Here is a 23,680-nt window from a genome sequence, read left to right on the forward strand (position 1 = left end):
AGAGGTTACTTCAGGCCGTACGCGCGGTCGACGGTCTGGGTGACCGTGCCGCCAGTCTTGTCTTCAGCGTTCACCCGCAGTGATACGAAGCCGCTGGTGGCGGCCAGTGCTGGGTGGAGGATGCGCACTCGGAAACGGCCGTCGCCGAGCTTGCGCACGTTCTCGGCCTGGCGCCAGGTGGTGCCGTCGTCGACGGAGTACTCCACCCGGGCCGAGCGTGCCTCCGAAGCCGAACGCGCCGCCGGGCGGGCGGTCAGCTCGAAGGTGAAAGGCCGCCCGGAAGAGGCCCGGTTGAGCAGGTCCACCGGCAGGTCGTACCTGAGTACCAGAGCAGGCTGGAACGCGCAGGCGGGACCGAAGCTGCACGTATGGTCGCGCGGCTTGCCGGACGGCGCTCCCGTCGAGGTGAACCGCCAGCCGGAGGTCACCTTGGGGGACAAGGTCCGGTAGGTGGTGTCCACCGTGTCCAGCCGGTACGCCGACGGTCCAGCGGGCACGGTGAACGAGCGGGGGCCCCAGCCTTGCACCGGGATCTCGGTGCCGCCCGCCACCAGACGGGGAGCGGAGGAGACCGTGCTCAGGTCGCTGTAGTGGCGCGGGTCCGAGTCCAGCCACTGCTCGGCGGGTACGAACCGGTCTCCGTCCCGGCACAGCGCGCAGGGCGCCGGCCCGACGGCGGCGCCGGGCACCAGCGGGGCCTTGAACCAGTCCTCGTCCGTACGGCCCGCCCTCCCGAACGTGTCCTGCGACCTGAGCTCCAGGCCCTGGTTGCCGATCGCGCGTGACCAGCGCACGTCGTCGCGGACCGGGCCGTAGTACTCGGTACGTTCGAAGGGCATCGTCACCCACTGGCCGAACGACAGCTCGGCGGCACCGGCGGACGTCGTCACCAGCAGGTGTCCCTGGGCGTTCGGCTGGTCGGCGTGGTAGCGGGTCTCGACGCGGGCCAGGCGGTCCCGGTCCAGCTTCTCCGGCTTGCGGGGGATCTTCCCCTTCGAGTCGTACCGCAGCCGGTAGAAAGAGGGCTCCCCGGAGTACGGCGTGAGCCGCAGCGAGGTCGCCCCACGCTGGACGACGGCCCGCAGCGCGCGACCCTGCGCCGCGTCCAGCCCGAACCGCAGGAACCTGGTGTCGGCGAAGCCCGGCAGCCGCGTCCCGGCCCCGTCGGCGTCGTAGAAGCCGATGAAACCGGCGGCGCCGCCCTGTTTGGCCAGCGCGGACGCCTCGTCCATCCTCGGGGTCGCGTCGCTGTACGGCGTCGGGCCGGCGCCCAGCGGCACTCCCACCAGGGCCAGCTTGCCGGTGAGGTCCAGGCCCTCGAAGTCCGCCGGCCTGCCCTGACCGGCGTAGACCAGGGGATAGGCGGTGGGTTTGGTGATGAGCGAGCGGACCGTGTCGACCTCGTAGGACGGGTCGAGGGTGAGCCGGCCCGCCGTGGCGCCGGCCAGCACGCCGGGCTCCATCTGCCACATGTGCGACAGGCTCATCGTGCCCGCCTTGACCGACGACACCGGCGTGGCGTACAGGTCCACGTGCCTGCCGTTCTCCGTGCTCGCCGTGATCGTGACGGGGGAGGGGCGGTCGGTGAAGGTCCGGACGTACTGGACCTTACCCTCGGCGTCCATGGGGGTGCGCGAGGTCGGCTTGAGCGGGACGGTGTCGCGGGCGTCCAGCTCGAGGGTCTGGTCGTCCTTCAGAGTCACGTCGCGGATGACCAGGGAGGTGCGGGTCCTCATGTAGGTCTCGTTCGCGACGGCGATCACCTCGTAGTCGCCGTCCGGGAGGTACTGCTCGCCGTTCCCGGTCAGGTCGAGGCGGCCGTAGTAGTACGCGTACGGATGGAAGGGGTCATCCGGGCTGTTGCTCCGCCGCAGCGGGACGATGTAGACCAGCGGCCCGAGCCGCCCGCCCTGGCCGGGACGGGAGGAGAACTCCTTGGCGCCGTACGAGTTGGTCAGGGAGATCTTCAGCAGGTGCGTGTCCGGGCCGGTGTAGTAGCTGAAGGGCGTGGCCAGCCGGGCGTCGCCCGCGGTCGCGGTGACCCAGCCGCCGTAGGCGCCCTCGGGGCCGAGGGCCGGGTTCACGGTGAGGTCGACGGTGGCGGTGCCGTTCGCGGGGACGGTGACGGTCTCCGCGCCCAGGCGGATCGCGCCCGCCGGGGTGGGGCCGCCGCTCCAGGCGCGGGTGTCGGCCTTCAGCGCGAGCGTGACGGGCGCGGCGCCGGTGTTGCGGTACGTGACCTTCTTGGTGACGCTGCCCTTGTCCCGTTCGAGGCGGAGGAAGTCGACGACCGGGTCGGCGAAGACGCTCTGGGTGACCGCGCGCCCGAGGTCCAGCCGTCCGCCGCCCTCCTCGAACCAGTTGTGCTCCGCGTTGCGCGCCGAGGTGGAGACGAGGGCGGCGCTCAGCTCGTCGGCGTCCCAGTCGGGATGCTGCTGGGCCAGCACCGCCGCGGCGCCCGCGACGTGCGGGGTGGCCATCGAGGTGCCGCTGAAGGAGGTGTAGCGGTCGTTGCCCGGAATGGACGGCTGGCCGGAGGTGCCGGAGCGGGCGGCGACGATGTTGACGCCGGGAGCCACGATGTTCGGCTTGACCGCGGCGTCATCGAGGCGGGGCCCGATGCTGGAGAAGGGGGCCAGGGTCGTACCGGTGACCTTGTCCACCGCGCCGACCGCGAGCGCCTTGTCGGCGGCGGCGGGGACGCTCACCGTCTGGGGCTCGCCCTCGTTGCCCGCGGCGGCGACGAACAGCGTGCCGTACTTCTTCGTCAGCTCGTTGACCGCCTGGCTCGTCGGGTCCGTGCCGTCTCCGCAGCACACGCCGAGACTCATGTTCACCACGTCGGCGCCCTGGGCCGAGGCCCATTCCATGCCCGCGATCAGCCAGGACAGCTCGCCGTAGCCGTCGTCGTCGAGCACCTTGCCGACGAGCAGCGACGCGGCGGGCGCGACTCCCCGGTACTTGCCGTTGGAGGCCGCGCCGGAGCCGGCGATGGTGGAGGCGACGTGGGTGCCGTGGCCGACCACGTCGGTGGTGTCCGGGGTGGTGGAGAAGTTCTCGGTGGCGAGGATGCGGCCGGCGAAGTCGGGGTGCCCGGCGTCGATGCCGGTGTCGAGGACCGCCACCTTGGTGCCGGCGCCGTCGAAGCCCTTCTGCCACGCGGTGGGGGCGCCGATGAGCGGGACGCTCTGGTCGAGGGACGCCTTGACGCGGCGGTCCAGCCAGATCTTGGAGATGCCGCTCTTGAGCGTGGCTCCTGGTTGGAGCGCTGACCACAGCTTGCCGGACTCGGTGGTCCGCACCGTCACGGCCGCGCCGTGGATGATGTCGAGCGTCCGGGTGCGCTCGGTGCCGGGCAGGGCTTCGGCGGCCTTCGCGCCGGGGTTGCCGCTGTACGTGATGATCAGGGGGATCGCCTTGGCGCGGTTCTCCCGTACGAGTGTCTCGACGTCGAACAGCTCCTCGTCGAGCGTGTCCGCGGCCACCAGGTCGGCGGCGTCGGACGGCATGACCAGGGTGCCTCCGTCGCGGTGGGGCAGCGTGGCGAACGTCACCGTCGAGCCGTCGGGCCGGGGCGCGGCCCGGGTGGCTAATTTCGGCGGCTCGCCGTTCTCGCCCGGCGTGAAGTCGACGACGTCGCCGGTGATCAGGGTGACGGTGCTGGGCTTGGTGGGTTCTGCGGGGTTGGTCGTGGTGGGCGGGGTCGCCGAGCTGGGTGTGGCGGCGGTGCAGAGCACGAGTGCCATACCGGTGAACACCGCGGCGATGCGGTTGTGGAACAAAAGAGAGGTCCTTTTGGTCTTTTGGGAGCGCTCCCAAGCGGCGCGCCTTGCTTGGTGATCTTTATATCGCGCGCCGTTGCCGCCGAGCCGCCGGGCTCCCGGTACCTCTTCACGAAGCCGCCGCCCCGCCGGTGGAGGCGGGGCGGCGGTCCGTTCCGCCCGCAGGAAGGCGGAAGGGGGAAGGTTCGCTCAGGCGACCGAGATCTTGTCCAGGTTCGGGCCGCCGCCGGCCGTGGTCGAGGTCGCCCGGATCACGTTGGCACCCGCGTTGAGCGGGACGGTCACCGTGGCGGTGCTCCAGGTCGTCCAGGCGCCGGTGGCGGGGAAGGCCAGCTCGTCGGAGGTCAGGACACCGTTGACCGTGATGTCCATCGGCCGGTTGGACGTGGTGCCGTTCGCGAAGCGCAGCACCACCGTGGCGTTGCCCGCCTGGGCGGCCGTCACCGCGAACTCGACATAGCTGCCGACGAGGTTGTCATAGTTCACGAACCCGGTGCCGGTGAAGCCCGCGTGGTTGGACTCGACCACGCCCTGGGAGATCGTCGCGTTCTCCGCCTGGTACTCCGTGGGCGCGGGCCCGGCCACCTCGGTGTCGAGGTAGTCGAGGTTCGGGCCGCCGCCGGCCGTGGTGGAGGTGGCGCGTACGGCGTTCGCCCCCGCGTTGAACGGCGCGGTCACCGTCACGGACTGCCAGGTGGTCCAGTCCCCGGTCGGCGGGAACGGGAACTCGTCGGCGACCAGCACGCCGTTGACCGTGATGTCCATCGGCCGGTTGGTCGTGGTGCCGTTGGCGTAGCGGAAGGTCAGCGTGGTGTTGCCCGCCTGCGTCGCCGGCGCGCTCCACTCCACGTAGCTGCCGACCAGATTGTCACCGTTGACGAAGCCGGTGCCGCTGAAGCCCGCGTGGTTGGACTCCACGACGCCCTGGGAGATCGTGGCGTCCTCCGCCTCCAGGAACTCGGTGCCGGGGTTGCCCGGCGTACAGTTGTCGGAAGAGCCGGTGGCGCTGACCCGCAGGGCCCCGCCGGCGGTGTTCTGGCTGTTCTGGACGCAATAGCCGGTGATCGTCTGGAAGACCATGTCATTCGGGCTGTTGCTGCCCCGCTCGGCCGTGAACCGGTCGAAGGTCACCGTGCTGCCCGTGTTGGCGATCACCGCGGGCCGGCAGTCGTTGGAGTTGAACTGGACCGAGCTGTCGACGAACTTGATGTCGTGCGCGTTGTGGATGTACCACCCGTACGCCGGCCGGGTGCCGATGCTGTTCGGGTTGTAGTTGGTCGCGTCGTTGCTCGGCACGCCGGTGCCCATGCAGCCGTTGCCGCCGGGGACGGTCAGGTCGACGTTGGTGAACGTGACGTTGCGGATCCGGTTGCTGGTGTTCGACTCGCCCCACAGGGTGGCGGTGAAGTTGTTGCCGCTCTGGCCGGAGGAGGTGACGTTCTCGTAGGTGATGTTCTCGATGCGGCCAACGCCGGGGCTGCCGCCGCATCGTCTGCGGGTGCCGATCTTCTCGGTGATCGCCGCCCGTACGTTGGTCATCGTGATGTCCTTGTAGTGGACGTCGGAGATGACCGTGCCGTCCATCGACACCATGCCGAGCCCTGACTTGTTCGAGCCGTTGATGGAGATGCGCTCGAAGTGGTAGCCGGTGAAGTTGCCGCAGGTCTCCGAGCCGAACATCAGCGCGTTGCAGCACACGGCCGAGAGCTGGGCGTCGGTGACGGTGACGTTCCCGTTGGCGTAGGTCTGGCCGAGTGCCCAGTCGCTCTTGAAGACGAGGGCGTCGTCGTTGGCCGCGATGTTCGGGCGGCGGATCGTGACGTTCTGCGCGCTGATGACGTTCCAGCCGTCACGGTCGCTGGCGGTGTCGATCCGCAGGTCGTCCGAGGTGATGTTGTTGCAGGCGTTGGTGAGCATCGCGAAGTGGCCGCCGCGCCGCAGGCGGATGCCGCTGACCGTCAGCCCGTCGCACCGGGTGAGCGAGATGATCTTGTCCGCCTCGCCGGAGTTGGGGTTGCCGGTGATGAGGTTGCCGCCGCCGTCGATGGTGCCCGTCCCGACGAACCCGATGTTGGTGAGGCGGTCGCCATAGATCATCGCGTTGTGGAAGTGGCTGTGCCCGTAGTCCTGGTAGTTGTCGTTCGGGTTCGACTCCGGCGCGTCATAGTCGTCGTTGGAGGCGCCCATGATGGTGGAGCCGGCGTCGAGCTGGAGGGTGACGTTGCTCTTCATGTGGATGGTGTTGGCGGACTTGTAGGTGCCCGACGGGAACTGTACGGTCCCGCCGCCGGCGCTGTTGGCCGCCGTGATGGCCGAGTTGATGGCGGAGGTGTCGTTCGTGGAGCCGTTGCCGGTGGCTCCGTAGTCCTTGACGTTGAACACCGCCAGCGCCCCCGCGGGCTGAGCGGGGATGACGATCGAGAACATCGCCAGAACGACGGCGGCAACCCATGCGGCTGCTCTTGGTAAGGCGGATTCGCTCATGGGGGTGTGTGCTCCTGCCTGACAGTCGGTTGCAGACCTGACGCTCAAGCTAGGCTCAAAGGTCGGATGTGACAAGGGATAGGATTTGGAAACATCCAGATCGAGGGGTTATCGGACATAAAACATCGGGTCTATAAGCGCCGAAATCACTGCAACCGGTTCCGGTGTTCTGGCGTTTGCCTCCCCCTACTACTCTGAGGCCCATGATTCGCCGCGCCACTGTTGACGACGTCCCCGCGATGCTCCAGCTCGTGCACGAACTGGCCACGTACGAGAAGGCCGCGCATGAGGTGCGGGCGACAGAGGAGCAGCTGCGCGAGGTGCTCTTCGGCGCTGAGCCTGCCGTGTTCGCGCATGTCGTCGAACACGACGGTGAGGTGGCCGGGTTCGCGGTGTGGTTCCTCAGCTTCTCGACCTGGCGGGGGACGCACGGGATCTATCTGGAGGATCTGTACGTCCGCCCCGGGATGCGCGGGTCCGGCTACGGCAAGGCACTGCTGGCCGAGCTGGCCCGGATCTGCGCCGAACGCGGCTACCACCGGCTCGAATGGTCGGTACTCGACTGGAACGAACCGGCCATCGGGTTCTACAGGAAGCTGGGCGCCGTACCGCTCGACGAGTGGACGATGTTCAGACTGACCGACGAACCGCTCAAGCAGCTGGCCGCGTACGCAGACGAACCGCGCTAGATCTCTCTGTCGCTGGGCTTCTCTCGAGGGCCCGCCTTCTCACGTGCGCCGGCCTTCTCACGTGCGCTGGCCTGTCTCTCGACATCGGACCGCAGGCCGCTTCGGTGAGAGGCGGCCTGCGGTCGGTTCGCTCCATGTGTCCAGCGCGCGTTACGTGCCCGCGTGCGTCCGTGGGCGCACACCGCCGGACGAGCGGTCGAACATCTCCACCTTCGCTTCCTCGTCGATCTCCATGTGCGTCTCCTCGATGCGGAGCGCGACACCCAGGGCGATGAACGTGGGCGCCCACTGGCCGACGAAGATCCCCCAGCGATCCGCGCGGGCGAGGCTGGCCTTCTCCAGGTTCCTCGACATCATCCAGGACGCGATGGACGCACCGATCGACGCGACCCCGGCCGCGTACATGTAACTGGACCGGATGCCCATTTTGTGGAGCATTTTGATCATGATTCCCCCTTTGTTCTGGTCCTGTTACCCAAGGTCAGGAGGGGTAATCACGCGCCTTCGGCGTCGGCCAGGCGTCACTCAGGTCTCGGTGAGACCAAGTCGCCGCGATCTGTCGGTGGCGGCTGCGATAGTGGGGTCGTGCTTCACTCCTCTCTCCTCCTGCCCTGCCATGTCCGCGAGCTACCCGGCGACGCCATCGAGCTGATGCCCATCGTGCTGCCCATGACCTTGACCAGCTCTCAGCGCCGCCAACTCGCCGAAATCCTCCTGGCCGGGCTCGACGAGCCCGACGCGTGTCCCGCCGTCCTCCCCACCCGCCGCGGGCACTTCGTCCACGTGGCCACGTGACCTCCGTCCCGATGCTTTTGTCCCTTCTTTTACGGCACCGCCGGGCCGGCGCCACCCGCCGTACAGGGCCGGTGGCCTCCAGGGAGACGGCCTCTGACCCGTACGGGGCTCGGCGCCGTTACGGCGCATCGCCGGCCGTGGCCTTCCTGAAACGCTCGCTGTGACGGTACGGACAGCGGCAACCGGCGTTGACCGCACACCTCAGCCCGTAGCCGGATCCACCTGGCCGAGCCCCGGTCGGCGGGTCCGCCGCGGTCGGAAGCTGCGGATGCAGCGGGAACGGCTGCGGATGCTGAACACCCGCCACGCTGCACCAGCCCCGGCAGACCGGTGAGGGGCTGGCCGCTGGGATGCGTTGTACTGCCTGTCATGACGATCGTCCGTTCCCTGGTGTTGTTCGCCCTGGCCGCACTCGCCGAAATCGGCGGGGCCTGGCTGATCTGGCAAGGCGTCCGCGAGCAGCGCGGCCTGGCTTGGGTCGGCGCCGGCGTCATCACCCTGGGGTTGTACGGGTTCGTCGCCACGCTGCAGCCGGATGCGAACTTCGGCCGCATCCTGGCCGCCTACGGCGGCGTCTTCGTCGCCGGATCGCTGGCCTGGGGCATGGTCGTCGACGGCTTCCGGCCCGATCGCTGGGATGTCATGGGCGCGCTGGTCTGCCTGGCCGGCGTCCTGGTGATCATGTACGCGCCGCGCGGCTGAGCCGCCTGGCGTTCTCAGAAATGAGTCATTTCTGAGAACACAAACAGTCACGACCGCCTTCGCGGGGGAGGTCACTCCCCTCCGCCTCCCTCCGGCCGCCCCTGTAGGAGGACAAGAGCGGTGCGCTGTCCGCTGGCAGGACCGCGTGCGGGACGATCTCGAATGGCTCGCTCATGCGGGGTGGCCGGGGCTGAGCTCGTCATGGAAGGCGGTGCCGTGCAGGTAACGGTCGTAGACCGCGCCCAGCAGCTGGCCGGCGGCCACCCGCACTTGCCAGCCCGCGACCTCGTCGATCCGCTCGCGTGTCAGTTCGACCGGGCGCAGGCCCATCGTCAGCATGTCGGCCACGTGCCCGGGGGCGCCGTAGGGGTGAGGCTGGCCGGGCTGGACGACCAGCAGCGGATAGATCACGTTGTGGTGGCGGACACGGCTGGAGGTGAACCAGTCCGGCTCCCGCCCGGCGTCCAGTCCCTGCGGCGCCGGATCGTCCCCCCAGATGGGCAGCCCGGCATCGCGGGGAGCCGCGTTCAACGCGGCCTGCGCCCAGACGCGCGCCCGCCCACAGGACGGATGCGTCCAAGCCGGGATCACCAGATCGGGAGACTGCGGCCCGCCGGTTGTCGAGATCACCAGTCCCAGGTTGACCTCGGCCGTCACGGCGACGCCGATCGGCTTGTCACACAGCGCACAACGCAGCGGCCACTCGCCGCTCGCGATGCCTTCGGCCTGTGCGAGCAACTCGCTGACGTTCTCCTGGCTTAGCAGCACGTCTATGCCGGCGGCCACATGGTGGATCGCCAGTTCCGCGCTCACGGTTGAGGCGGTTTCTGGGCCCGGCTCTCCTGCCGGCGCATCACCGGATTCGGTCTCGGAGCCTGCGCGCATTTCTCGCAGGGTGTCGATGAGGACTGGCACGAAATCGAGCACGTCTTCCAGCACATCGGCCAGCACCGCACGATCCAGTCCTTCCAGGTGAGCCACCATCGCGCGGACACCGTCATTGCTGTGATCGGTGGCCAGCCTGTAGGTGGCCGCGGTCGCGTCACTGGAGGGCTGGCCGACAGGGCCGGGCAGCAGAGACAACACCGACCCGATGAGGCTCGCGGCCACCACCCGGGAGCACATGGGCGAGCGCGCGCCGTTGGCCGAGATGAAGGCGAGCCCGGTGATCCAGGGGGGCAACGACCTCCCGGAGAGCAGGAAGTCGAGGCTGCTGGAGACTCTCCTTCGCGCGGCCACCCCGACCAGCAGGACCATCGCGAAGTAGACCAAGATCAGCGCGTGGTCGACAACACCGGCGCCGATTCTCGCCGAGATTCTCCGGCTTTCAAGGCGGTCTTGAGGACGTCGATGGCCTGGGCCATGGCGGCGCTGGTGGCCTCGGTGGCGCGGAGGGGGTTGAGCATCATGAAGTCGTGCAGCGTGCCGTTGTAGCGGACGCTGGAGGTGGGCACCCCGGCCGCGATCAGCTTGCGGGCGTAGGCCTCGCCCTCGTCACGCAGCACGTCGTTCTCGTCGACGATGACGAACGCGGGCGGCAGGCCCTCGAGGTCGGCTAGGGAGGCGCGCAGCGGCGAGGCGGTGATCTCGGCGCGCTGGGCGGGGTCGCTGGTGTAGGCGTCCCAGAACCAGGCCATCGCCTTGGCCGTCAGGTACGGCCCGTCGGCGAACTCGCGGTAGCTGTTGGTGTCCTGGCCGGCGTCGGTGACCGGGTAGTACAACGACTGGTGCACGAAGTGCACGTCACCGCGCTGCTTGGCCAGGATGGTCAGCGCCGCGGTCATGTTGCCTCCGACCGAGTCGCCCGCGACGGCCAGCCGGGAGGGGTCCAGCCCCTCCTCGGCGCCGAACTTCACGATCCACTGGGCGGTGGCGTAAGCCTGCTCGATGGCCACCGGGTAGCGGGCCTCGGGCGAGCGGTCGTACTCGACGAAGACGACGGCCGCGCTCGCGCCGACGGCGAGCTCGCGCACGAGCCGGTCGTGGGTGCTCGCGTTGCCGATGACCCAGCCGCCGCCGTGCACGTACAGGACGACGGGGAGCGTGCCCGTCGAGCCGGCCGGCTTGACGATCCGCACCCGCACGTTGCCGACCCCGGCGGGGACGACGATCCACTTTTCGTCCACGTCCGGCTTGGCGATCGGGGCGGCCTGCAGGTCGTCGAGGATCTTGCGGGCGCCCTCGGGGCCGAGCTCGTACAGGAACGGCGGCTTCGAGGTGGCCTGCGCCACCTCCCAGGCGGCGGGCTCGAGGATGTGCTTGTTCATGATGTGCCTTCTTTCGGTATGGATCAGCTACGTGCTTCGCGCGGCACGTAGGCGAAGGTGGGACCGGCGCCGCCGGGCAGCGCCATCAGCGCCTGCGCCTGGGCCTTGAGCGTGAACATGGTGCGGGTGGCGTCCGTGAGCCGCTTCGGGTCGCCGTTGAATGCCTGCTCCAGTAGGGACAACAGGGTGCTGTAGGTGGTGTCGAACAGATCCTGCGCCGCCCGTACGGCACTGCCCTGCGCGGCGGGCCCCGGGTTGGGTGTCATCGGGAGCACGCCGTCCGGATCGACGCCGACCTCCTCGCCGGTCGGGCCGGTGTTCGGGGTGTCGCCCCGCTGGTAACGGCGGCCGAGCTTGAGCTCCTGGAAGCGGTAGTAGTGGGCGACCTCGTCCCGCTCGGGGCGGAGGACGTCCTGGTCACCGTCCCAGACCTCGCTGCGGGCGTTGCCTTCCCCCTGCTCGACGATCTCCTTGAGCGCGCCGAGCGCGGACTCCAGATCCTCGACGGCGAACAGCGATCCGGCAGTGTGACGGAAGCGGGCGCCGCTCACCTGCCGGGCCGGGTCGCCGCAGAAGACCACCCTCTCGCCAAGCGTGTCGCACAAGTAGCGCACCCCCTGCTCGATCGCCGCGTAGAACTGCCCGATCGTCTCGTAGCCCTCGTCCTCCGGCGGCGCGCTAGGTGCCGCCGGCTGCTCCAGGCGCAGGAACATCTCCAGCGCCTCCGCGCCGAACGGCACCAGCGACACCTCCAGATCGCTGTGCGGCAGCTTGCGCGGGTGCGGCGGCAGCATCCCCGGCATGTCCAGGCGCGGCGTGCCGCCGACGGCGTTGAGCAGGTTCGCCGCCAGCGCCAGATGCAGCATCTCCTCCACGAAGACGCCGCTCAGCACCTCGACGGCCGCCGGGTTGCGCTCCGGGTCGAGGGAGTACAGCGCAGTCAGGTACGGCGGCAGCGTCGCGTGCTCCAGCTCGATCGCCCACTGCAGGTGCTCGCGGAGGCTGCCGAGCGTGTCGATCCGAACCGGTCGTTCGTGGTTCATTCGTGTCATACCTCGGGTTGTTGGCATGGCGGATCGGACCGCCGGCCGATAGGCCGGCTGCCTGGTTCGATCCAGGGATCAGGCAGCGATGACGGCAGCCGGTGCCGTCACGCTGCGGGTACTTCGCCGGGGTTCAGGACGGGCGTGGCGCGCGGCGGTCCTTGCGCTGGGCCGGCTCGGCCTCTTCCACCAGCGTGAACATCGGCTTGCCCGGCTCGCACAGCATGGTGACCGTGTTCTCGCCCTCGAGGACGACGCCGAAGGCGGGACCCGGGTGGCGATGCGGCGGTGCGCCCGGGTCTCCGGGCGGGTACTCGATGACCACGGTCATCGCGTGCGCGCCCTCGGGGATGAACGGAGGCTGTGCCTCCTGCAGCACGGTCAGCGCCGTCTGCCACGCGGTCGATCGCGGCTTGTCCATCGCCCGGCCCTACTTCGCGGTGGACTGGTCGAGCCAGTCTTTGTAGGTGATGGTGCCGAGCTGCGCGCCCTCACCGGGCACCAGCGACCGCTCGCCGAGCACACTGCCGAAGTAGCGCGCCTGCGGGTCGGCGAGAACCTCGCGGGTGTCGCCCCAGGCGGCCAGCGCCTTGCGGAAGAACTCGTCCATCTTGTACTGGGTCGGTCCGGCGATCTCGATCCGGCCGTTCAGCGGCGTCCCCACCGCGGTCCTGCCGACCGCCTGGGCCACGTCGTCGCCCGCGATCGGCTGGAACAGCACCGGCGCGATGTGCACCTTGCCGTCGACCGTGCTCTCGTCGGCGATGCCGCGGGCGAACTCGAAGAACTGGGTGGAGTGCACCAGCGAGAACGGGATGCCCGACTTCTCGATCAGCTTCTCCTGGGCGATCTTCGCCGCGAAGTAGCCGTTTTCCGGCATCCGCTCGGTCCCCACGATCGACACCGCCACGTGGTGGCCCACGCCCGCGGCCGCCTCGGCCGCCAGCAGGTTGCCGGTGGAGGTCTGGAAGAATTTCATGACGGCCTCGCGCTCGAACGAGGGCGAGTTCGACACGTCGATCACGACCTGGGCGCCCTTCAGCACCTCGGCCAGGCCCTCGCCGGTCAGCGTGTTGACGCCGGTGTTCGGCGACGCGGCCACGGCCTCGTGGCCGTGCTCGCCCAGCTTCTTCACCAGCTTCGACCCGATGAGCCCGGTCCCGCCGATCACCACGATTTTCATTGTGGGCACCCTTCTGGCTTTCGGGGCGCTGTGGTGCGCCCCCCGTCGTCAGCTAAGACAAGGCAGCCCCTCTCAGTTGTGACAGGCTGCCTCCTGTTCGAGGACGAGCCTGGTGAGCGCGACGCGCGAGCTGATCTCGAGCTTGGTTAAGGCGTGCCGCAGGTGGGTGTTGACCGTGTGCGGCGACAGGTAGAGCCGATCGGCGACCTGCTTGTTGGTGGCGCAGCCCGCGACGAGCCTGACGATGTGCAGCTCGGAGGCGGTCAGGCTGTCCCAGCCCGTGGTCGGCCTGCCGGACACCGCGCGCGAGCGGCGCTCGCCCAGCCGCCGTCAGCGGATCTGGCCTGGCCGCTCGCCCATCCGTGTAAGGAACCGCCGCCGGTCACGGCGACGGGCGTGGAGTAGAGCGGCTTGAATTCCGCCCCGTTGTAGTCGTGGTCAGTGGAGAGGATCTGGTATGCCCTTCAGCGCCAACGCTGGAGTTTGTCGGGGTTGAGGATGATCCATACCGCCGTGACCTCGGCTCCGGCCACGCTCACGCTGACCACCGCCACGGCCCTGCCCGCCCGCCGCAGGACGAGCCCCGTCCTGCCGTTCACCGACCCGATGGCCGGCTCGGTTTCTGGCTGGTCGATCAGCAACGCCGTGACGACCCGCGTGACCGCCTCCGCGCCGTAAGTCGGCCGTACGGCGACGCACACCTTGCCGCCGCCATCGCTGACGACGATCGCGTCGGCGGCCAGGACTTCCCGCAGCGCCTCGGTATCGCCTGCCTGGCAGGCCGCGGCGAACCTGCGGGCCACCCGCTCGTGCCTGGCGAGCATCGCCTGGCCGTATCCGGCCTGGTGCGAGGTCGGACCGGGCACGGGCTGGGCCGGAGTCACCGGGCCGCCGGGCACGTGGTCGGGGTCGGCGAGGAGCTCCAGGCAGATGCTGCCCGCTGTCCGCGTCAGCCAGGCGCGTGGCACCGCGATGGCGGCGCGCTCCTCCTGGTCAAGGGCGTACCAGCGGCGATAGGTCTCCTGGACGACGTGGTCGGCCGTGGTGTCCGAGCCGAACATCCACAGGGCGATCTCGAGCAGGTGCTGCCGTTCGTCAAGCATCTCCGCCAGCGACTCGGGCCCGCCTCGGTCATGGTCTGCCGCCTCCTTCGTTGTTGGCAGATAAGACCGGATGGCCCCCTTACGTTGTGACAAAGCGGCTACGAGACCGCTCGAAGGCCTCGATCTTGGCCGGGTTGAGGATCCACAACAGGTGGTGGATCCCCTCCCTGGAGGCCTCGATGGCGAGCAGGGCGACGCCGCTGCCGCCCCGGGTGACGAGCACGCCTGGCAGCCCGTTCATCTCAACCCACGTGATGGCGGTGCCCGGCCAGAACCGCGGTGAGAACGCGGCCACGAACCTGGCCACCCGCTCATTGCCCAGCACGGGGAACTTGGCCGATCCCCTGATGCCGTCGCCGTCGGAGGAGCTGACGACGTCGGCGGCGAAGAGCTCCTCCAAGGCGCCGACATTTCCCGTCTGGGCGGCGTCGAGGAACGTCTCCAGAATGCGCCGGTGCTGGAGCCTGTCGATGGGCTTGTGGCGTACGGCGGTCAGGCGCCTGCGGGCACGGCTCACGATCTGCCTGACATTGACCGGGGTGAGCCGCAGGATCTCCGCTATCTGCGGATAGGGGTAGTCGAAGGCCTCGCGCAGGACGTAAGCGGCGCGCTCGGTGGGATTGAGCCTCTCCATCAGCAGCAGGAAGGCCGGCTCCAGCGCTTCGCCGCGTTCGGCGCCGACGGTGGGGTCCAGACTGGTGTCCACGGGTTCCGGCAGCCAGGGGCCGATGTAGGACTCGCGCCGCACGCGCGCGGACCGGGCCAGGTTGATGGCCAGCCGGGTGGTGACCAGCGCGAGGAAGGCCGGCGGGTTCTCGACTGTCTCGCGGTCGGTGCCCTGCCAGCGCAGCCACACCTCCTGGACGATGTCCTCGGCCTCGGCCGCGCTGCCCAGCATCCGGTAGGCGATGCCGAACAGCCGCGGGCGCAGCTCGACGAAGGCGGACGCCGCTCGATCGAGAGCGTTCGCCTGTTCCGGGGATTCCGCGTTCATGTGCCCCACATCGATTCGCCCGTTGGCCTGGGCAGGGGTTCGTCAGCCTCGCGCGTGGGCGGCAGCGTCGAGGATGGTCGCTGTCACGGCGTCGGGCTGGGAGGCCGCGAGCGCGTGGGAGGCGCCGGCGACCTCGCGGGTGCCGCGAGAGTCCGCACGCTCGGCCATGAAGCGCAGTGCGGCGGCCGGGATGTTGAGGTCCTCGTCGCCGTGGACGAACCAGGACGGGATGGTGCGCCAGGGCGCCTCGTCGACGGCGAGCCCGTCGGACAGGGCGCGCTCGGTCACCGGCCGCTGGGTCGCGGCCATCAGCGCGGCCTCCTCGGTGTCGAGGTCGGCGCAGAACTGGCGGTGGAACTTCGCGGGGTCGATGCGGAGCTCGTTGCCGCCGGAGGCCACCGGGTAGGCCTGCAGCGCCTGGCCGAGCGTGCTGCCCTCGAACTTGCTCGACAGCAGCAGCGCGCTCTCGCCGGGCTCGGGAGCGAAGGCGGCGACGTAGACCAGGGCGCGCACGGCTGGGTTGCCCGCCGCCGCCTGGCTGATCACCATGCCGCCGTAGGAATGACCGGCCAGGACGACAGGGCCGCCGATGCCGTTGATCACGTCGCGCAGGTAGGCGGCGTCGCCCTCCACGCTGCGCAGCGGGTTGGCCACGGCGACCGTGGTGAGCTGGTTGCTGCGCACGCGCTGGATGACGCGGTTCCAGCTGGCCGACTCGGCGAAGGCGCCGTGGACGAGGAGGACGACGGGTTGGTTCATAGGATTGCCTTTCTGGTTGTTCACTCGTGGAAGCCGATCTCGCGGTGGGTGCCGTCGCACAGCGGTTTGTTGCCGGAGTGGCCGCAACGGCACAGCGTCATCCGGTTCCTGGTCTCCACGGGCCGGCCGTCTGACCGGGTAATGGGTATGCCGCCGGTCACCCACAGCGCGCTGGCCAGGCCGTCCTCCTCCTTCAGCACCGAGATGGCGCGCGGGAGGTCGGCTTCGATCGTCTCTCCGCCGCGTTCGAGTGCGTAGCTGTAGGAGCCGGAGGGACAGTGATCGATGCGGCCCATGACGTCGGAGCGCACGTCGCTGTCGGCGGTGTCGTCGAGCATCTTGGCGATGGGCCTGGCGCGGCCGATGCAGAAGGCGGCGTGGACGCACAGCTCGCCGACCCGCTGCGCGGAGATGCCGACGCCGTCGTGTACGTGCTGCAGCTCCTGGTAGGGCCGCATCGGCGCGGCCTCGGTGCCGTCGAAGCCGATCGCGGCGTGGGTGCCGTCGCAGAACGGCTTGGCGCCCGAATGGCCGCAGCGGCACAGCGCATAGGTCTCCTCGGTCTCCAGCGGCTCGCTGGTCTTCCAGGTGAGCGCGTTCTTCTGCTCGGCGGAGACGATCTTCCGCTTGCGCCGCAGGGGGATGCGGCCGTACACGACGTACGGCCCGTTGCGGAGCACGACGATCCGCTGGTGGTCGCCCGCGCTCCAGCGGCGCAGCTCGGGCGGGACGTACTCGAAGGTCGGGCCGCCCCGCCGCATCAGCTCCTGCGCCTGGGCCTTGAGCGCGTACATCTCACCGGTGGCGACGGCGAGCATCCTCGGGCTTCCGTTGAAGGCGAGCTCCAGCAGATGGAGGATCGCGCAGTAGGTGTGGTTGAACTCCTCCTGCGCGGCGCGGTCCGCAGGGTTGGGCGTCATGGGGAACACCCCGGTGAGATCCACCGAGAGCATCTCACCGGTGGGCCCGGACTCAGGGGTGTCCCCGCGCCGGTAGCGGCGGCCGAGCTTCAGCTCCATGAAGCGGTAGTAGTGGGCGACCTCGTCCTGGTCACCGTCCCAGACCTCGCTGCGGGCGGTGCCCTCTCCCTGCTCGACGATCTCCTCAAGCGCGTCCAGCGCGGAGGCGAGGTCGGTGACGGCGACCAGCCTGCCGCCGGTGTGGCGGAAGTGGCCGCCGCTCACCTGCCGGTCCGGGTCGCCGGAGAAGACCTCCTTCTCGCCGAGCGTGTCGCACAAGTAGCGCAACCCCTGCTCGATCGCCGCGTAGAACTGCCCGATGGACTCGTAGTTATCGTCTTCCGGCGGGGCTCCGGGCGGTGCGGGCTGTTCCAGGCGCAGGAACATCTCCAGCGCTTCCGGGCCGAACGGCACCAGCGACAGCTCGAGGTCGCCGTGGGGCAGCTTGCGGGGGTGAGGCGGCAGCATCTCGGGCGTGTCGAGCCGCGGGGCGCCGCCGACGGCGTTGAGCAGGTTCGCCGCCAGCGCCAGGTGCAGCATCTCCTCCACGAAGACGCTGCTCAGCACCTCGACGGCCGCCGGGTTGCGCTCCGGGTCGAGGGAGTACAGCGCAGTCAGGTACGGCGGCAGCGTCGCGTGCTCCAGCTCGATCGCCCACTGCAGGTGCTCGCGGAGGCTGTCGAGCGTGTCGATCCGTGGCTCAGGCAACGTCGCCACCCGGCCGCGAGCCGTCCTCCAGCACCACGACCGCGTCGCGCAGCACCCGCAGAGCGATCTCCTCGCGCTCGACGTCCGCCGGGTCGTACAGCCACTCGGTGACCGGCCGCTCCATCTCCTCCTCCGGGTGGCTGGCTTCGGCGATGATCAGCTCCTCCTCGATCTCGACGTGGAGCTGGTACAGGACCTCGTTCTCACCGTTCGGGGTGCACATGTCTCCTCCATGGGTTGTACGGCCGGCCTGCTGACCGCGTGGATCAGCCGGACGGCGATCTGGCCGGTGGCGAACAGGCGGGCGAAGCGCTCGCCCTGGCGGGCAGCGAGCGCGTAGGCGGGATCAGCCTGGTGGCGGCGGGCGACTACCGCGGCGACCTGGTCGGCGCGCCGCGACCACGACAGAGGCGCCCGGCCGGGCTGGTCGAGTTGCTCGAGAACCTCGAACCCGGCGCCTTCGAGCAGCGCGTCGAGCTCCCGGCAGGTGGGAAAGTGGTTGCCGTCGGGGGCCTGGAGAACCTGCGGGGCGGTCGGCATCGGCTCGATCAGGATTGGCCGGACCCCGAACCGCTCGGCCGCCCAGGCCGCCGGCCCGCCGACTCCCGCGCCCACATCGAGCAGCCGCATCCCGGGCGCCAGCTCGCACGCCTCGGCCAGCCATGCCAGCGCCGCGGGGCTCGCGCTGCCACGGCAGGCAGCCGGTACGGCATGCCGCTTCCCGAGCAGCTCGACGGCGTCGGCGGTCCAGCCCGCGACATCGTCGAACTCGGCGACCATCGCCAACGCGGTCACAACAACTTCCCCCGTTCAGTGATGTGGCCCGATCGCCAGCTAAGACAGGACAGCCCCGGCATTTGTGACAAGATCCGGCTACTGGACGAGCTTTCCCACGGTCGAGACCTCGCGCATGAGCGCCGCGATCTCGGCGGGAATCGGCGGGATGCTCTCCCGGCGAGGGGTCGCCGACCGGCTCGGCCGCCGCGACCAGCAGGAGCAGCCGGGTCTGCGCGGGCAGGCCGTCCATCCTGTCCAGGAAGCTCTGCTCGATCCGGCCAGGCAGCGTCTCGGCATCCAGGAGGCCGAACCCGCCCGCCAGATCACGCGGCAGCTCCAGCAGGGCCAGCGGGGTTCCCCTGGTCTCGGCCACGAACCGGTCGCGGACGTACTGATCGATCTGGACGTGCGTCACCGAGGTCAGCAGGGCGTGCGCGTCTTCCGCTGTCAGGCCTGTGACCTCGAGCTCCGGCAGTCCGAGCAGGTCCTGGGACCGCTCGCGAGAACCGAAGACGAGGGCGACAGACTCCGCGAGGAGCCGCCGGGCGACGAAGCCGAGGACCTGCCTCGAGGCCCGGTCCATCCACTGCGCGTCGTCGACCACGCAGAGCAGGGGACCCTTCTCCGAGGCGTCAGACAGCAGGCTCAGTACGGCCAGCGCGACCAGGAAGCGTTCGGGCGGCGTTCCCCCTCGTATCCCAAAGACCGTCTCGAGGGCGTCGCGCTGCGGTGCCGGAAGGGCAGCTGTCACAGGCCTGGAGGCTGTCCGGTCTTAGCTGGCGACCGGGCGCAATCAGGTGGCCCGGCGGATGAAAGGGATCCCGATGAAGATCGGCGCCGCCGCACCCGCACTCCTGGTAGTGACGTGAGCCGTTATCAAGACGGCGACAACCGCGAGGACTCCCGGTCCGTTTCACGGCCACCATGCTGTGTGGCCCCGGCAAGCCGGTGCTCGTCCTGGTGGACGACGAAGAGCTCGCTCAATGCAAGTACCGCCGCGCTCCTCGCCCGTCCTGAGCACGGCCGAGCTATTGCGGCATGACGAAACCTGTGAACCCCTCCGGAAAGGAAGCCATGAGCAACACGTTGAATGGACTGGTCGTCCTCGTCACTGGAGCGTCGTCGGGCATCGGCGAGGCCACTGCGCTGGCCCTCTCAGCGGAAGGGGCACGTGTCGCGGTCGGGGCCCGGCGTGCCGACCGGTTGGAGTCGCTGGCGCGCAAGGCGCCCGGTGAGGTGCTGGCCCTCGAACTGGACGTGACCGACCAAGAGTCGGTGCGGGCCGCGGTCGCGGCGACCGTCGAGCGCTTCGGCGCCCTGGACGTCCTGGTGAACAACGCCGGGGTGATGCTCAACGGCCCGATCGTGGGTGCGGACATCACGCAATGGACCCGCATGGTCGAGACCAACCTGCTCGGCTCGATGTAGATGGTCCATGCGAGTCTGCCCCACCTGTTGGAGCGCAGGGGCACGATCGTGCAGGTCTCCTCGACCTCGGGCCGGATCGCGTCGGCCTACGCCGGTGTGTATGCCGCGACGAAGTTCGGCATCACCGCCTTCTCCGAGTCGCTGCGGCAGGAGGTCACCACCCGGGGTGTGCGTGTCGTGGCCATCGAGCCCGGCTTCGTCGCCACCGAGCTGACCGGCCACAACACGGACCCCACGATGCGGGCCGCCGCACAGAACATGGCCGCCTCCATGCGCACCCTGCAGCCCGAGGACATCGCCAACGCCGTCGTGTACGCGGTCACCCAGCCGGAGCACGTCGCGGTCAACGAGATCCTCATCCGCCCGACCGACCAGATCCAATAGGGGAGTGACACCGGCCCTCGGCGGTCTGCTCGGATTGCTCAGCGCGGGCGGTCGCCGTCGTCCGCGCGAGCGAGTGCTTCCCAGGCGACGGCGTCCGCCTCCTCCCACTCGGCCAGGGCTGTACGCATGCGCTGCTGGGCGGCGGAGGCGCGGATGGCTTCAACCTCAGCCGCGGGGATGGTCCCTCGACCGGCTCATTGGCACGCATTACGTGCCCGTGCCCCCCGCGCACGCAGGGACGGTCCATGGCCGCTCCCGTCGTCCCCCGCGAGGCGGCGGGTGTGACGCGGTCACTCCAGCGATCACGCACGTGAGGGCGTACGTGCGCGCTCCCCCTATTAGAAGGAGAGGCCATGCGGCGCAACCGGGATGCCACCAAGCCGTGGAGACTTGGCCGCGTACCCACGCCCGCCCCAGGATCTTGAAGATCAGCGCCATCTGGCCCTGGAAGAGCGCGTTCCTCACCTGCCCGAAAAGCCTTTGTGCGCTCCCAGCACCCGGCTGACCAGCGCAAAGACACCCCGCCGAGCACGGAAGGAGTGACCACACCGCCCTGGGCCCATGGAAGCCGACGCCCACCCAAGCGCCTCGGGCGTCCACGACACGCCGTACGGAAACACAAAACGGATGGTCAGGCGAAAACCACCGCCAAGCGGAGGCCCTCACCCGAGTCGGCTTGATGGCTGAGGCATCGAGGTCAACAGCCGGCTGGTGTCACAAATTCGAGGCGTCGCCGGTCTCCATGGGTATGAGTCAATCCCTGGAATCGAAGACCGGCGTTGACGGGCCAGTAACTGTGATCAAGAGCTACACCGTGCCGGCGGACGAAGCCGACTATTTCGTCGAGGTGTACCAGGAGAACGCCCGGATCATGTCGACCCAGCCCGGCTTCCTCCGCTCCCGCCTGCACAGGCCACTCGCCGACGCCCCTGAGGCGCGGTTCGTCCACATCGCCGAGTGGACCTCGGGCACCGCGCTCGACAAAGCCACCGGCAATCCCGAGTGGCATGCCTCGCTGCAGCGCATGTTCGACGATCCGGGCCTTCACATCACCTCAGAACCTGCCAGCTATCGCGTCGTTGTCGAACTTCACCCCTCCTGAAGAGACGAGCACAACCAACCGCCGCACGTTCTTGAGGCGCACGTCGGTCGCCGCCGCAGTTCCCACCGCCGCCTCGCTGCTCGGCGGTTCTCGGGCACCGCTGCCGCGACCGACTCGCCCGGCCTTCCGGACTACGCGCCGGTCCCTTCCGCGTCGGGCGGGCCCGTGCCCAACGCCGACGGCTACTTCGTGATCACAACGAGCAGTCCCGCTCCCGGTGCTCGTCGAGTGCGCGGAGCACGTCGGCGCAGGCCTGCGCGAAGCCGGCCAGCCGTTCGGGCCCCAGCACGTCGACGACCAGGGCGTGAACCATCTCGGTGTGCTCGGGGACTGCCTTGTTGATCGCTGTGTAGCCCTTGTCGGTGAGCCGCACGTCGGGGTAGCGGCGGTCGTTGGAGTCCACTCGCTCGACCAGCCCGCGTTGCGCCATCCGGGTGAGCTGGTGGGACAGACGGCTCTTCTCCCACTGGGTCGCGGCGGCCACCTCCGCGACGGGCATCTCCCGCCGCTCCGACTCCGTGAGCCGGACCAGGACCTCGAAGTCGGCCGCGGACAGGTCGCACTCGCGCTGCAGGTGCTGCTGCAGGTGCGAGCCGAGGTGCTTGGCCATTTCGATGTACGTGCGCCACATCCGGTCGGTCTCGCCGAGTTCCTGCTCCCATCCCATGACGCCCACTCTACCCGTTGCTTGACGTATCAACCTGGCGCTGTATGGTGGCCGGGTTGATACATCAACCTGAACACGTGAGGGTTTGTCTCTATGAGCGAGCAGCAGATCATCGCCGTGGTGGGCGCGACCGGAGCGCAAGGGGGCGGGCTGGTCCGCGCGATCCTCGACGACCGCAGTGGGCGGTTCGCCGCGCGAGCCCTGACCCGGGACCCGGGTTCGGCGCGGGCCAGGGAGCTGGCCGCGCTCGGGGCCGAGGTCGTCGGGGCCGATCTCGACGACGCGGGCAGCCTGCGCAAGGCGTTCGACGGCGCCCACGGCGCCTTCGTGGTGACCAACTTCTGGGAGCCTCGCACGCCCGAGGAGGAGCGGGCGCGGCCCGCGACCATCAAGGAGCGGGAGCAAGCCGGCAACGCGGCGCGGGCGGGGCAGGAGACCGGCGTACGGCATTTCGTCTGGTCCACGCTGTCCGACACCCGCGGCTACTTCCGGCCGGGCGACGGGACGCCGAGCTTCGAGGGCTCGTACAAGGTGCCACACGCCGACGGCAAGGCCGAGGCCGACCGGTTCTTCCTGGAGTCGGGCGTGCCCACCACCTTCCTGCAGGCGAACGTCTACTACGAGGCGTTCCGGGACATGTTCGCGCCCCGGCGTGACGAGACGGGCGCGCTGGTGCTGCCGCTCGGGTTCGGCGAGGCGCGGGTGGCCGCGCAAGCTGCGGAGGACGTCGGCAGGACCGCGCTGGGGATCTTCCGCCACGGGATCGGGATGGCCGGCAGGCGGGTGAGCGTCGCCGGGTCCGTGCTCACCGGCGAGCAGTACGCCGCCGCGCTGAGCCTGGCGCTCGGCGAGCCCGTCACCTACCAGGCGGTCAGCCCCGACATGATCCGGGCCGCGGGGTTCCCGGGCGCGGGCGAGGTCGGCAACATGCTCCAGTACCTGATCGCGGCCGCCCCGGACATCGCCGAGCTCATCGACTTCGAGCTGCTGCGCAAGCTCAACCCGAGGCTGCAGTCGATCGACACGTGGCTGGCCGCCCACCGCGACACCATCCCGCGCTGACCGGCACCCGTCCCTCCCCGCGCGTGGTCGCCCCCGGGTAACGTCGCGGAGCCGTGTCACAAGATCGGGAGCTGCCCTGTCTACAGGGACGAACCGGCGGTCGCCCCCCAAGCGCACGGCGGCCACGCCCCAGAAGGGACGAGATGAACAAGCTCCATCGCATGGGACTCGCGGCGACCGCCGCCGCCACGAGCCTCGCCCTGCTTCCCGGTACGGCGAACGCCACCCCGAGCAGCGGCGTCAGCGCCACGGTCCTCTTCCAGAAGACAGGGGGTGAGCAGGACTACATCCTGCGCGAGATCACGGTCGAGCCGGGCGGCAGCACCGGCTGGCACTACCACGACGGCACCCTCTACGGCGTCATCCGCAAGGGAACGCTCAGCCACTTCGACTCCACCTGCGAGTCCGACGGCGTGTACCAGGCCGGGCAGACCATCGTCGAGCCCAGCGGCTCCGACCACGTCCACATCGGCCAGAACCGGGGCGACAAGCCCGTCGTCATGGAAGTGCTGTACGTGATCCCGCACGGCGCGCCGCTCTCGGTGGACGCGCCGAACCCGGGGTGCGACTTCCAGTAGGAAACCACCCCGCACCAGCCCTGACGGAGTGACGCCAGCCACTCCGCCGAGGAGGCCAGAGCATCACTCCAAGTGTTGAAATGATCACCAATCGTAAGTGGAAGTCCAGAACGATCCAGCGCGCGTGCCCCACGACACGGGAAGAACCGCGCTGGCCGCGGTGGGGCAAGACCAGCACGATGAAGCATCGGCGCTGCTGAGGGCGGCTGCTTAT

Annotated in this window: 23 protein-coding genes and 1 pseudogene; 8 read left to right on the top strand and 16 right to left on the bottom strand. The window is 69.5% G+C overall.

What is annotated here, in order from left to right; translation table 11 throughout:
• Positions 1-5: 5 nt before the first annotated feature.
• Positions 6-3,782 (bottom strand): S8 family serine peptidase, encoded by a 3,777-nt coding sequence (locus tag AB0C30_RS06980; protein ID WP_357940471.1) that lies wholly within the window; start codon positions 3,780-3,782, stop codon positions 6-8.
• Positions 3,783-3,971: 189 nt separating this feature from the next.
• Positions 3,972-6,209, bottom strand: a complete 2,238-nt coding sequence (locus tag AB0C30_RS06985; RefSeq protein ID WP_357940473.1) for a glycosyl hydrolase family 28 protein — start codon at positions 6,207-6,209, stop codon at positions 3,972-3,974.
• Positions 6,210-6,469: 260 nt separating this feature from the next.
• Between AB0C30_RS06985 and AB0C30_RS06990 the strand changes: the two genes are divergently transcribed.
• Positions 6,470-6,955 carry a GNAT family N-acetyltransferase gene (locus tag AB0C30_RS06990; RefSeq protein WP_357940475.1) on the top strand — a complete coding sequence of 162 codons (486 nt, stop codon included), beginning with the start codon at positions 6,470-6,472 and terminating at the stop codon, positions 6,953-6,955.
• Between the two features lie 150 nt (positions 6,956-7,105).
• On the opposite strand, the gene AB0C30_RS06995 is transcribed toward AB0C30_RS06990, so the two are convergent.
• The gene (locus AB0C30_RS06995; RefSeq protein ID WP_357940477.1) at positions 7,106-7,402 is read right to left on the bottom strand and encodes a hypothetical protein; all 297 of its coding nucleotides are present in this window, start codon (positions 7,400-7,402) and stop codon (positions 7,106-7,108) included.
• Positions 7,403-7,540: 138 nt separating this feature from the next.
• Between AB0C30_RS06995 and AB0C30_RS07000 the strand changes: the two genes are divergently transcribed.
• Positions 7,541-7,750, top strand: a complete 210-nt coding sequence (locus tag AB0C30_RS07000) for a hypothetical protein (RefSeq protein ID WP_357940479.1) — start codon at positions 7,541-7,543, stop codon at positions 7,748-7,750.
• Positions 7,751-8,119: 369 nt separating this feature from the next.
• Positions 8,120-8,452, top strand: coding sequence for a YnfA family protein (locus tag AB0C30_RS07005; protein WP_357940481.1), 333 nt, complete (start codon positions 8,120-8,122; stop codon positions 8,450-8,452).
• A gap of 171 nt (positions 8,453-8,623) precedes the next feature.
• Here AB0C30_RS07005 and AB0C30_RS07010 read toward each other — a convergent pair whose 3' ends face one another.
• The 12 genes from AB0C30_RS07010 to AB0C30_RS07065 form a co-directional block, all read right to left on the bottom strand.
• The gene (locus AB0C30_RS07010) at positions 8,624-9,724 is read right to left on the bottom strand and encodes a hypothetical protein (RefSeq protein WP_357940483.1); all 1,101 of its coding nucleotides are present in this window, start codon (positions 9,722-9,724) and stop codon (positions 8,624-8,626) included.
• Positions 9,725-9,726: 2 nt separating this feature from the next.
• Complete coding sequence (locus AB0C30_RS07015) at positions 9,727-10,719, bottom strand: alpha/beta hydrolase (RefSeq protein WP_357940485.1); 993 nt, start codon at positions 10,717-10,719, stop codon at positions 9,727-9,729.
• A 23-nt stretch (positions 10,720-10,742) separates the two neighbouring features.
• Positions 10,743-11,762 (bottom strand): ferritin-like protein, encoded by a 1,020-nt coding sequence (locus AB0C30_RS07020; protein ID WP_357940487.1) that lies wholly within the window; start codon positions 11,760-11,762, stop codon positions 10,743-10,745.
• Between the two features lie 133 nt (positions 11,763-11,895).
• Positions 11,896-12,183: a cupin domain-containing protein gene (locus AB0C30_RS07025; protein WP_357940489.1), complete on the bottom strand. Its 288-nt coding sequence runs from the start codon at positions 12,181-12,183 to the stop codon at positions 11,896-11,898.
• Between the two features lie 9 nt (positions 12,184-12,192).
• Positions 12,193-12,945 carry an SDR family oxidoreductase gene (locus AB0C30_RS07030; RefSeq protein ID WP_357940491.1) on the bottom strand — a complete coding sequence of 251 codons (753 nt, stop codon included), beginning with the start codon at positions 12,943-12,945 and terminating at the stop codon, positions 12,193-12,195.
• Positions 12,946-13,017: 72 nt separating this feature from the next.
• Positions 13,018-13,245: a helix-turn-helix transcriptional regulator gene (locus AB0C30_RS07035; protein ID WP_357940493.1), complete on the bottom strand. Its 228-nt coding sequence runs from the start codon at positions 13,243-13,245 to the stop codon at positions 13,018-13,020.
• Between the two features lie 164 nt (positions 13,246-13,409).
• Positions 13,410-14,048 carry a hypothetical protein gene (locus tag AB0C30_RS07040; protein WP_357940495.1) on the bottom strand — a complete coding sequence of 213 codons (639 nt, stop codon included), beginning with the start codon at positions 14,046-14,048 and terminating at the stop codon, positions 13,410-13,412.
• A 79-nt stretch (positions 14,049-14,127) separates the two neighbouring features.
• Positions 14,128-15,042, bottom strand: coding sequence for an RNA polymerase sigma-70 factor (locus AB0C30_RS07045; protein ID WP_357940498.1), 915 nt, complete (start codon positions 15,040-15,042; stop codon positions 14,128-14,130).
• A gap of 42 nt (positions 15,043-15,084) precedes the next feature.
• Positions 15,085-15,801: an alpha/beta hydrolase gene (locus tag AB0C30_RS07050; protein ID WP_357940500.1), complete on the bottom strand. Its 717-nt coding sequence runs from the start codon at positions 15,799-15,801 to the stop codon at positions 15,085-15,087.
• 20 nt (positions 15,802-15,821) lie between these two features.
• Positions 15,822-17,468 (bottom strand): ferritin-like domain-containing protein, encoded by a 1,647-nt coding sequence (locus AB0C30_RS07055; protein WP_357940502.1) that lies wholly within the window; start codon positions 17,466-17,468, stop codon positions 15,822-15,824.
• Positions 17,461-17,691 (bottom strand): hypothetical protein, encoded by a 231-nt coding sequence (locus AB0C30_RS07060; RefSeq protein WP_357940504.1) that lies wholly within the window; start codon positions 17,689-17,691, stop codon positions 17,461-17,463. Before AB0C30_RS07060 ends, AB0C30_RS07055 begins: the two co-directional genes overlap by 8 nt.
• Positions 17,625-18,263, bottom strand: a complete 639-nt coding sequence (locus AB0C30_RS07065; RefSeq protein ID WP_357940506.1) for a hypothetical protein — start codon at positions 18,261-18,263, stop codon at positions 17,625-17,627. The genes AB0C30_RS07060 and AB0C30_RS07065 overlap by 67 nt, the downstream gene beginning before the upstream one ends.
• A gap of 115 nt (positions 18,264-18,378) precedes the next feature.
• Here AB0C30_RS07065 and AB0C30_RS07070 point away from each other — a divergent pair, with 115 nt between their 5' ends.
• The 3 genes and pseudogenes from AB0C30_RS07070 to AB0C30_RS07080 all read left to right on the top strand — a co-directional run bounded on the left by AB0C30_RS07070 (position 18,379) and on the right by AB0C30_RS07080 (position 21,159).
• Positions 18,379-19,287 (top strand): hypothetical protein, encoded by a 909-nt coding sequence (locus AB0C30_RS07070; RefSeq protein ID WP_357940508.1) that lies wholly within the window; start codon positions 18,379-18,381, stop codon positions 19,285-19,287.
• Positions 19,288-19,319: 32 nt separating this feature from the next.
• Positions 19,320-20,057, top strand: a pseudogene (locus AB0C30_RS07075) (SDR family NAD(P)-dependent oxidoreductase).
• A 679-nt stretch (positions 20,058-20,736) separates the two neighbouring features.
• Positions 20,737-21,159, top strand: a complete 423-nt coding sequence (locus AB0C30_RS07080; RefSeq protein ID WP_225289055.1) for an antibiotic biosynthesis monooxygenase family protein — start codon at positions 20,737-20,739, stop codon at positions 21,157-21,159.
• Positions 21,160-21,352: 193 nt separating this feature from the next.
• Here the strand turns inward: AB0C30_RS07080 and AB0C30_RS07085 are convergent, their stop codons facing one another.
• Positions 21,353-21,826, bottom strand: a complete 474-nt coding sequence (locus tag AB0C30_RS07085) for a MarR family transcriptional regulator (protein WP_357940510.1) — start codon at positions 21,824-21,826, stop codon at positions 21,353-21,355.
• Between the two features lie 93 nt (positions 21,827-21,919).
• On the opposite strand from AB0C30_RS07085, the gene AB0C30_RS07090 reads away from it, so the two are divergent.
• Both AB0C30_RS07090 and AB0C30_RS07095 read left to right on the top strand, forming a co-directional pair.
• Positions 21,920-22,888, top strand: coding sequence for an NmrA/HSCARG family protein (locus tag AB0C30_RS07090; RefSeq protein WP_357940512.1), 969 nt, complete (start codon positions 21,920-21,922; stop codon positions 22,886-22,888).
• Positions 22,889-23,031: 143 nt separating this feature from the next.
• Positions 23,032-23,466, top strand: a complete 435-nt coding sequence (locus AB0C30_RS07095) for a cupin domain-containing protein (protein WP_357940514.1) — start codon at positions 23,032-23,034, stop codon at positions 23,464-23,466.
• Positions 23,467-23,680: the final 214 nt, after the last annotated feature.

The organism is Nonomuraea sp. NPDC048901, assembly GCF_040649695.1.
In the GTDB taxonomy this organism is placed as follows: Bacteria; Actinomycetota; Actinomycetes; order Streptosporangiales; family Streptosporangiaceae; genus Nonomuraea.

What these genes read in the sequence shown, in the direction of transcription:
- AB0C30_RS07070 (WP_357940508.1), top strand. Translation starts at nt 18,379, where the DNA reads ATGAGCGCCGCGATCTCGGCGGGAATCGGCGGGATGCTCTCCCGGCGA.
- AB0C30_RS07030 (WP_357940491.1), bottom strand. Translation starts at nt 12,945, where the DNA reads ATGAAAATCGTGGTGATCGGCGGGACCGGGCTCATCGGGTCGAAGCTG.
- AB0C30_RS07060 (WP_357940504.1), bottom strand. Translation starts at nt 17,691, where the DNA reads ATGTGCACCCCGAACGGTGAGAACGAGGTCCTGTACCAGCTCCACGTC.
- AB0C30_RS06985 (WP_357940473.1), bottom strand. Translation starts at nt 6,209, where the DNA reads ATGTTCTCGATCGTCATCCCCGCTCAGCCCGCGGGGGCGCTGGCGGTG.
- AB0C30_RS07040 (WP_357940495.1), bottom strand. Translation starts at nt 14,048, where the DNA reads ATGCTTGACGAACGGCAGCACCTGCTCGAGATCGCCCTGTGGATGTTC.
- AB0C30_RS07085 (WP_357940510.1), bottom strand. Translation starts at nt 21,826, where the DNA reads ATGGGATGGGAGCAGGAACTCGGCGAGACCGACCGGATGTGGCGCACG.
- AB0C30_RS07050 (WP_357940500.1), bottom strand. Translation starts at nt 15,801, where the DNA reads ATGAACCAACCCGTCGTCCTCCTCGTCCACGGCGCCTTCGCCGAGTCG.
- AB0C30_RS07025 (WP_357940489.1), bottom strand. Translation starts at nt 12,183, where the DNA reads ATGGACAAGCCGCGATCGACCGCGTGGCAGACGGCGCTGACCGTGCTG.
- AB0C30_RS07020 (WP_357940487.1), bottom strand. Translation starts at nt 11,762, where the DNA reads ATGAACCACGAACGACCGGTTCGGATCGACACGCTCGGCAGCCTCCGC.
- AB0C30_RS07005 (WP_357940481.1), top strand. Translation starts at nt 8,120, where the DNA reads ATGACGATCGTCCGTTCCCTGGTGTTGTTCGCCCTGGCCGCACTCGCC.
- AB0C30_RS07080 (WP_225289055.1), top strand. Translation starts at nt 20,737, where the DNA reads ATGGCTGAGGCATCGAGGTCAACAGCCGGCTGGTGTCACAAATTCGAG.
- AB0C30_RS07095 (WP_357940514.1), top strand. Translation starts at nt 23,032, where the DNA reads ATGAACAAGCTCCATCGCATGGGACTCGCGGCGACCGCCGCCGCCACG.
- AB0C30_RS07090 (WP_357940512.1), top strand. Translation starts at nt 21,920, where the DNA reads ATGAGCGAGCAGCAGATCATCGCCGTGGTGGGCGCGACCGGAGCGCAA.
- AB0C30_RS06990 (WP_357940475.1), top strand. Translation starts at nt 6,470, where the DNA reads ATGATTCGCCGCGCCACTGTTGACGACGTCCCCGCGATGCTCCAGCTC.
- AB0C30_RS07015 (WP_357940485.1), bottom strand. Translation starts at nt 10,719, where the DNA reads ATGAACAAGCACATCCTCGAGCCCGCCGCCTGGGAGGTGGCGCAGGCC.
- AB0C30_RS07045 (WP_357940498.1), bottom strand. Translation starts at nt 15,042, where the DNA reads ATGAACGCGGAATCCCCGGAACAGGCGAACGCTCTCGATCGAGCGGCG.
- AB0C30_RS06995 (WP_357940477.1), bottom strand. Translation starts at nt 7,402, where the DNA reads ATGATCAAAATGCTCCACAAAATGGGCATCCGGTCCAGTTACATGTAC.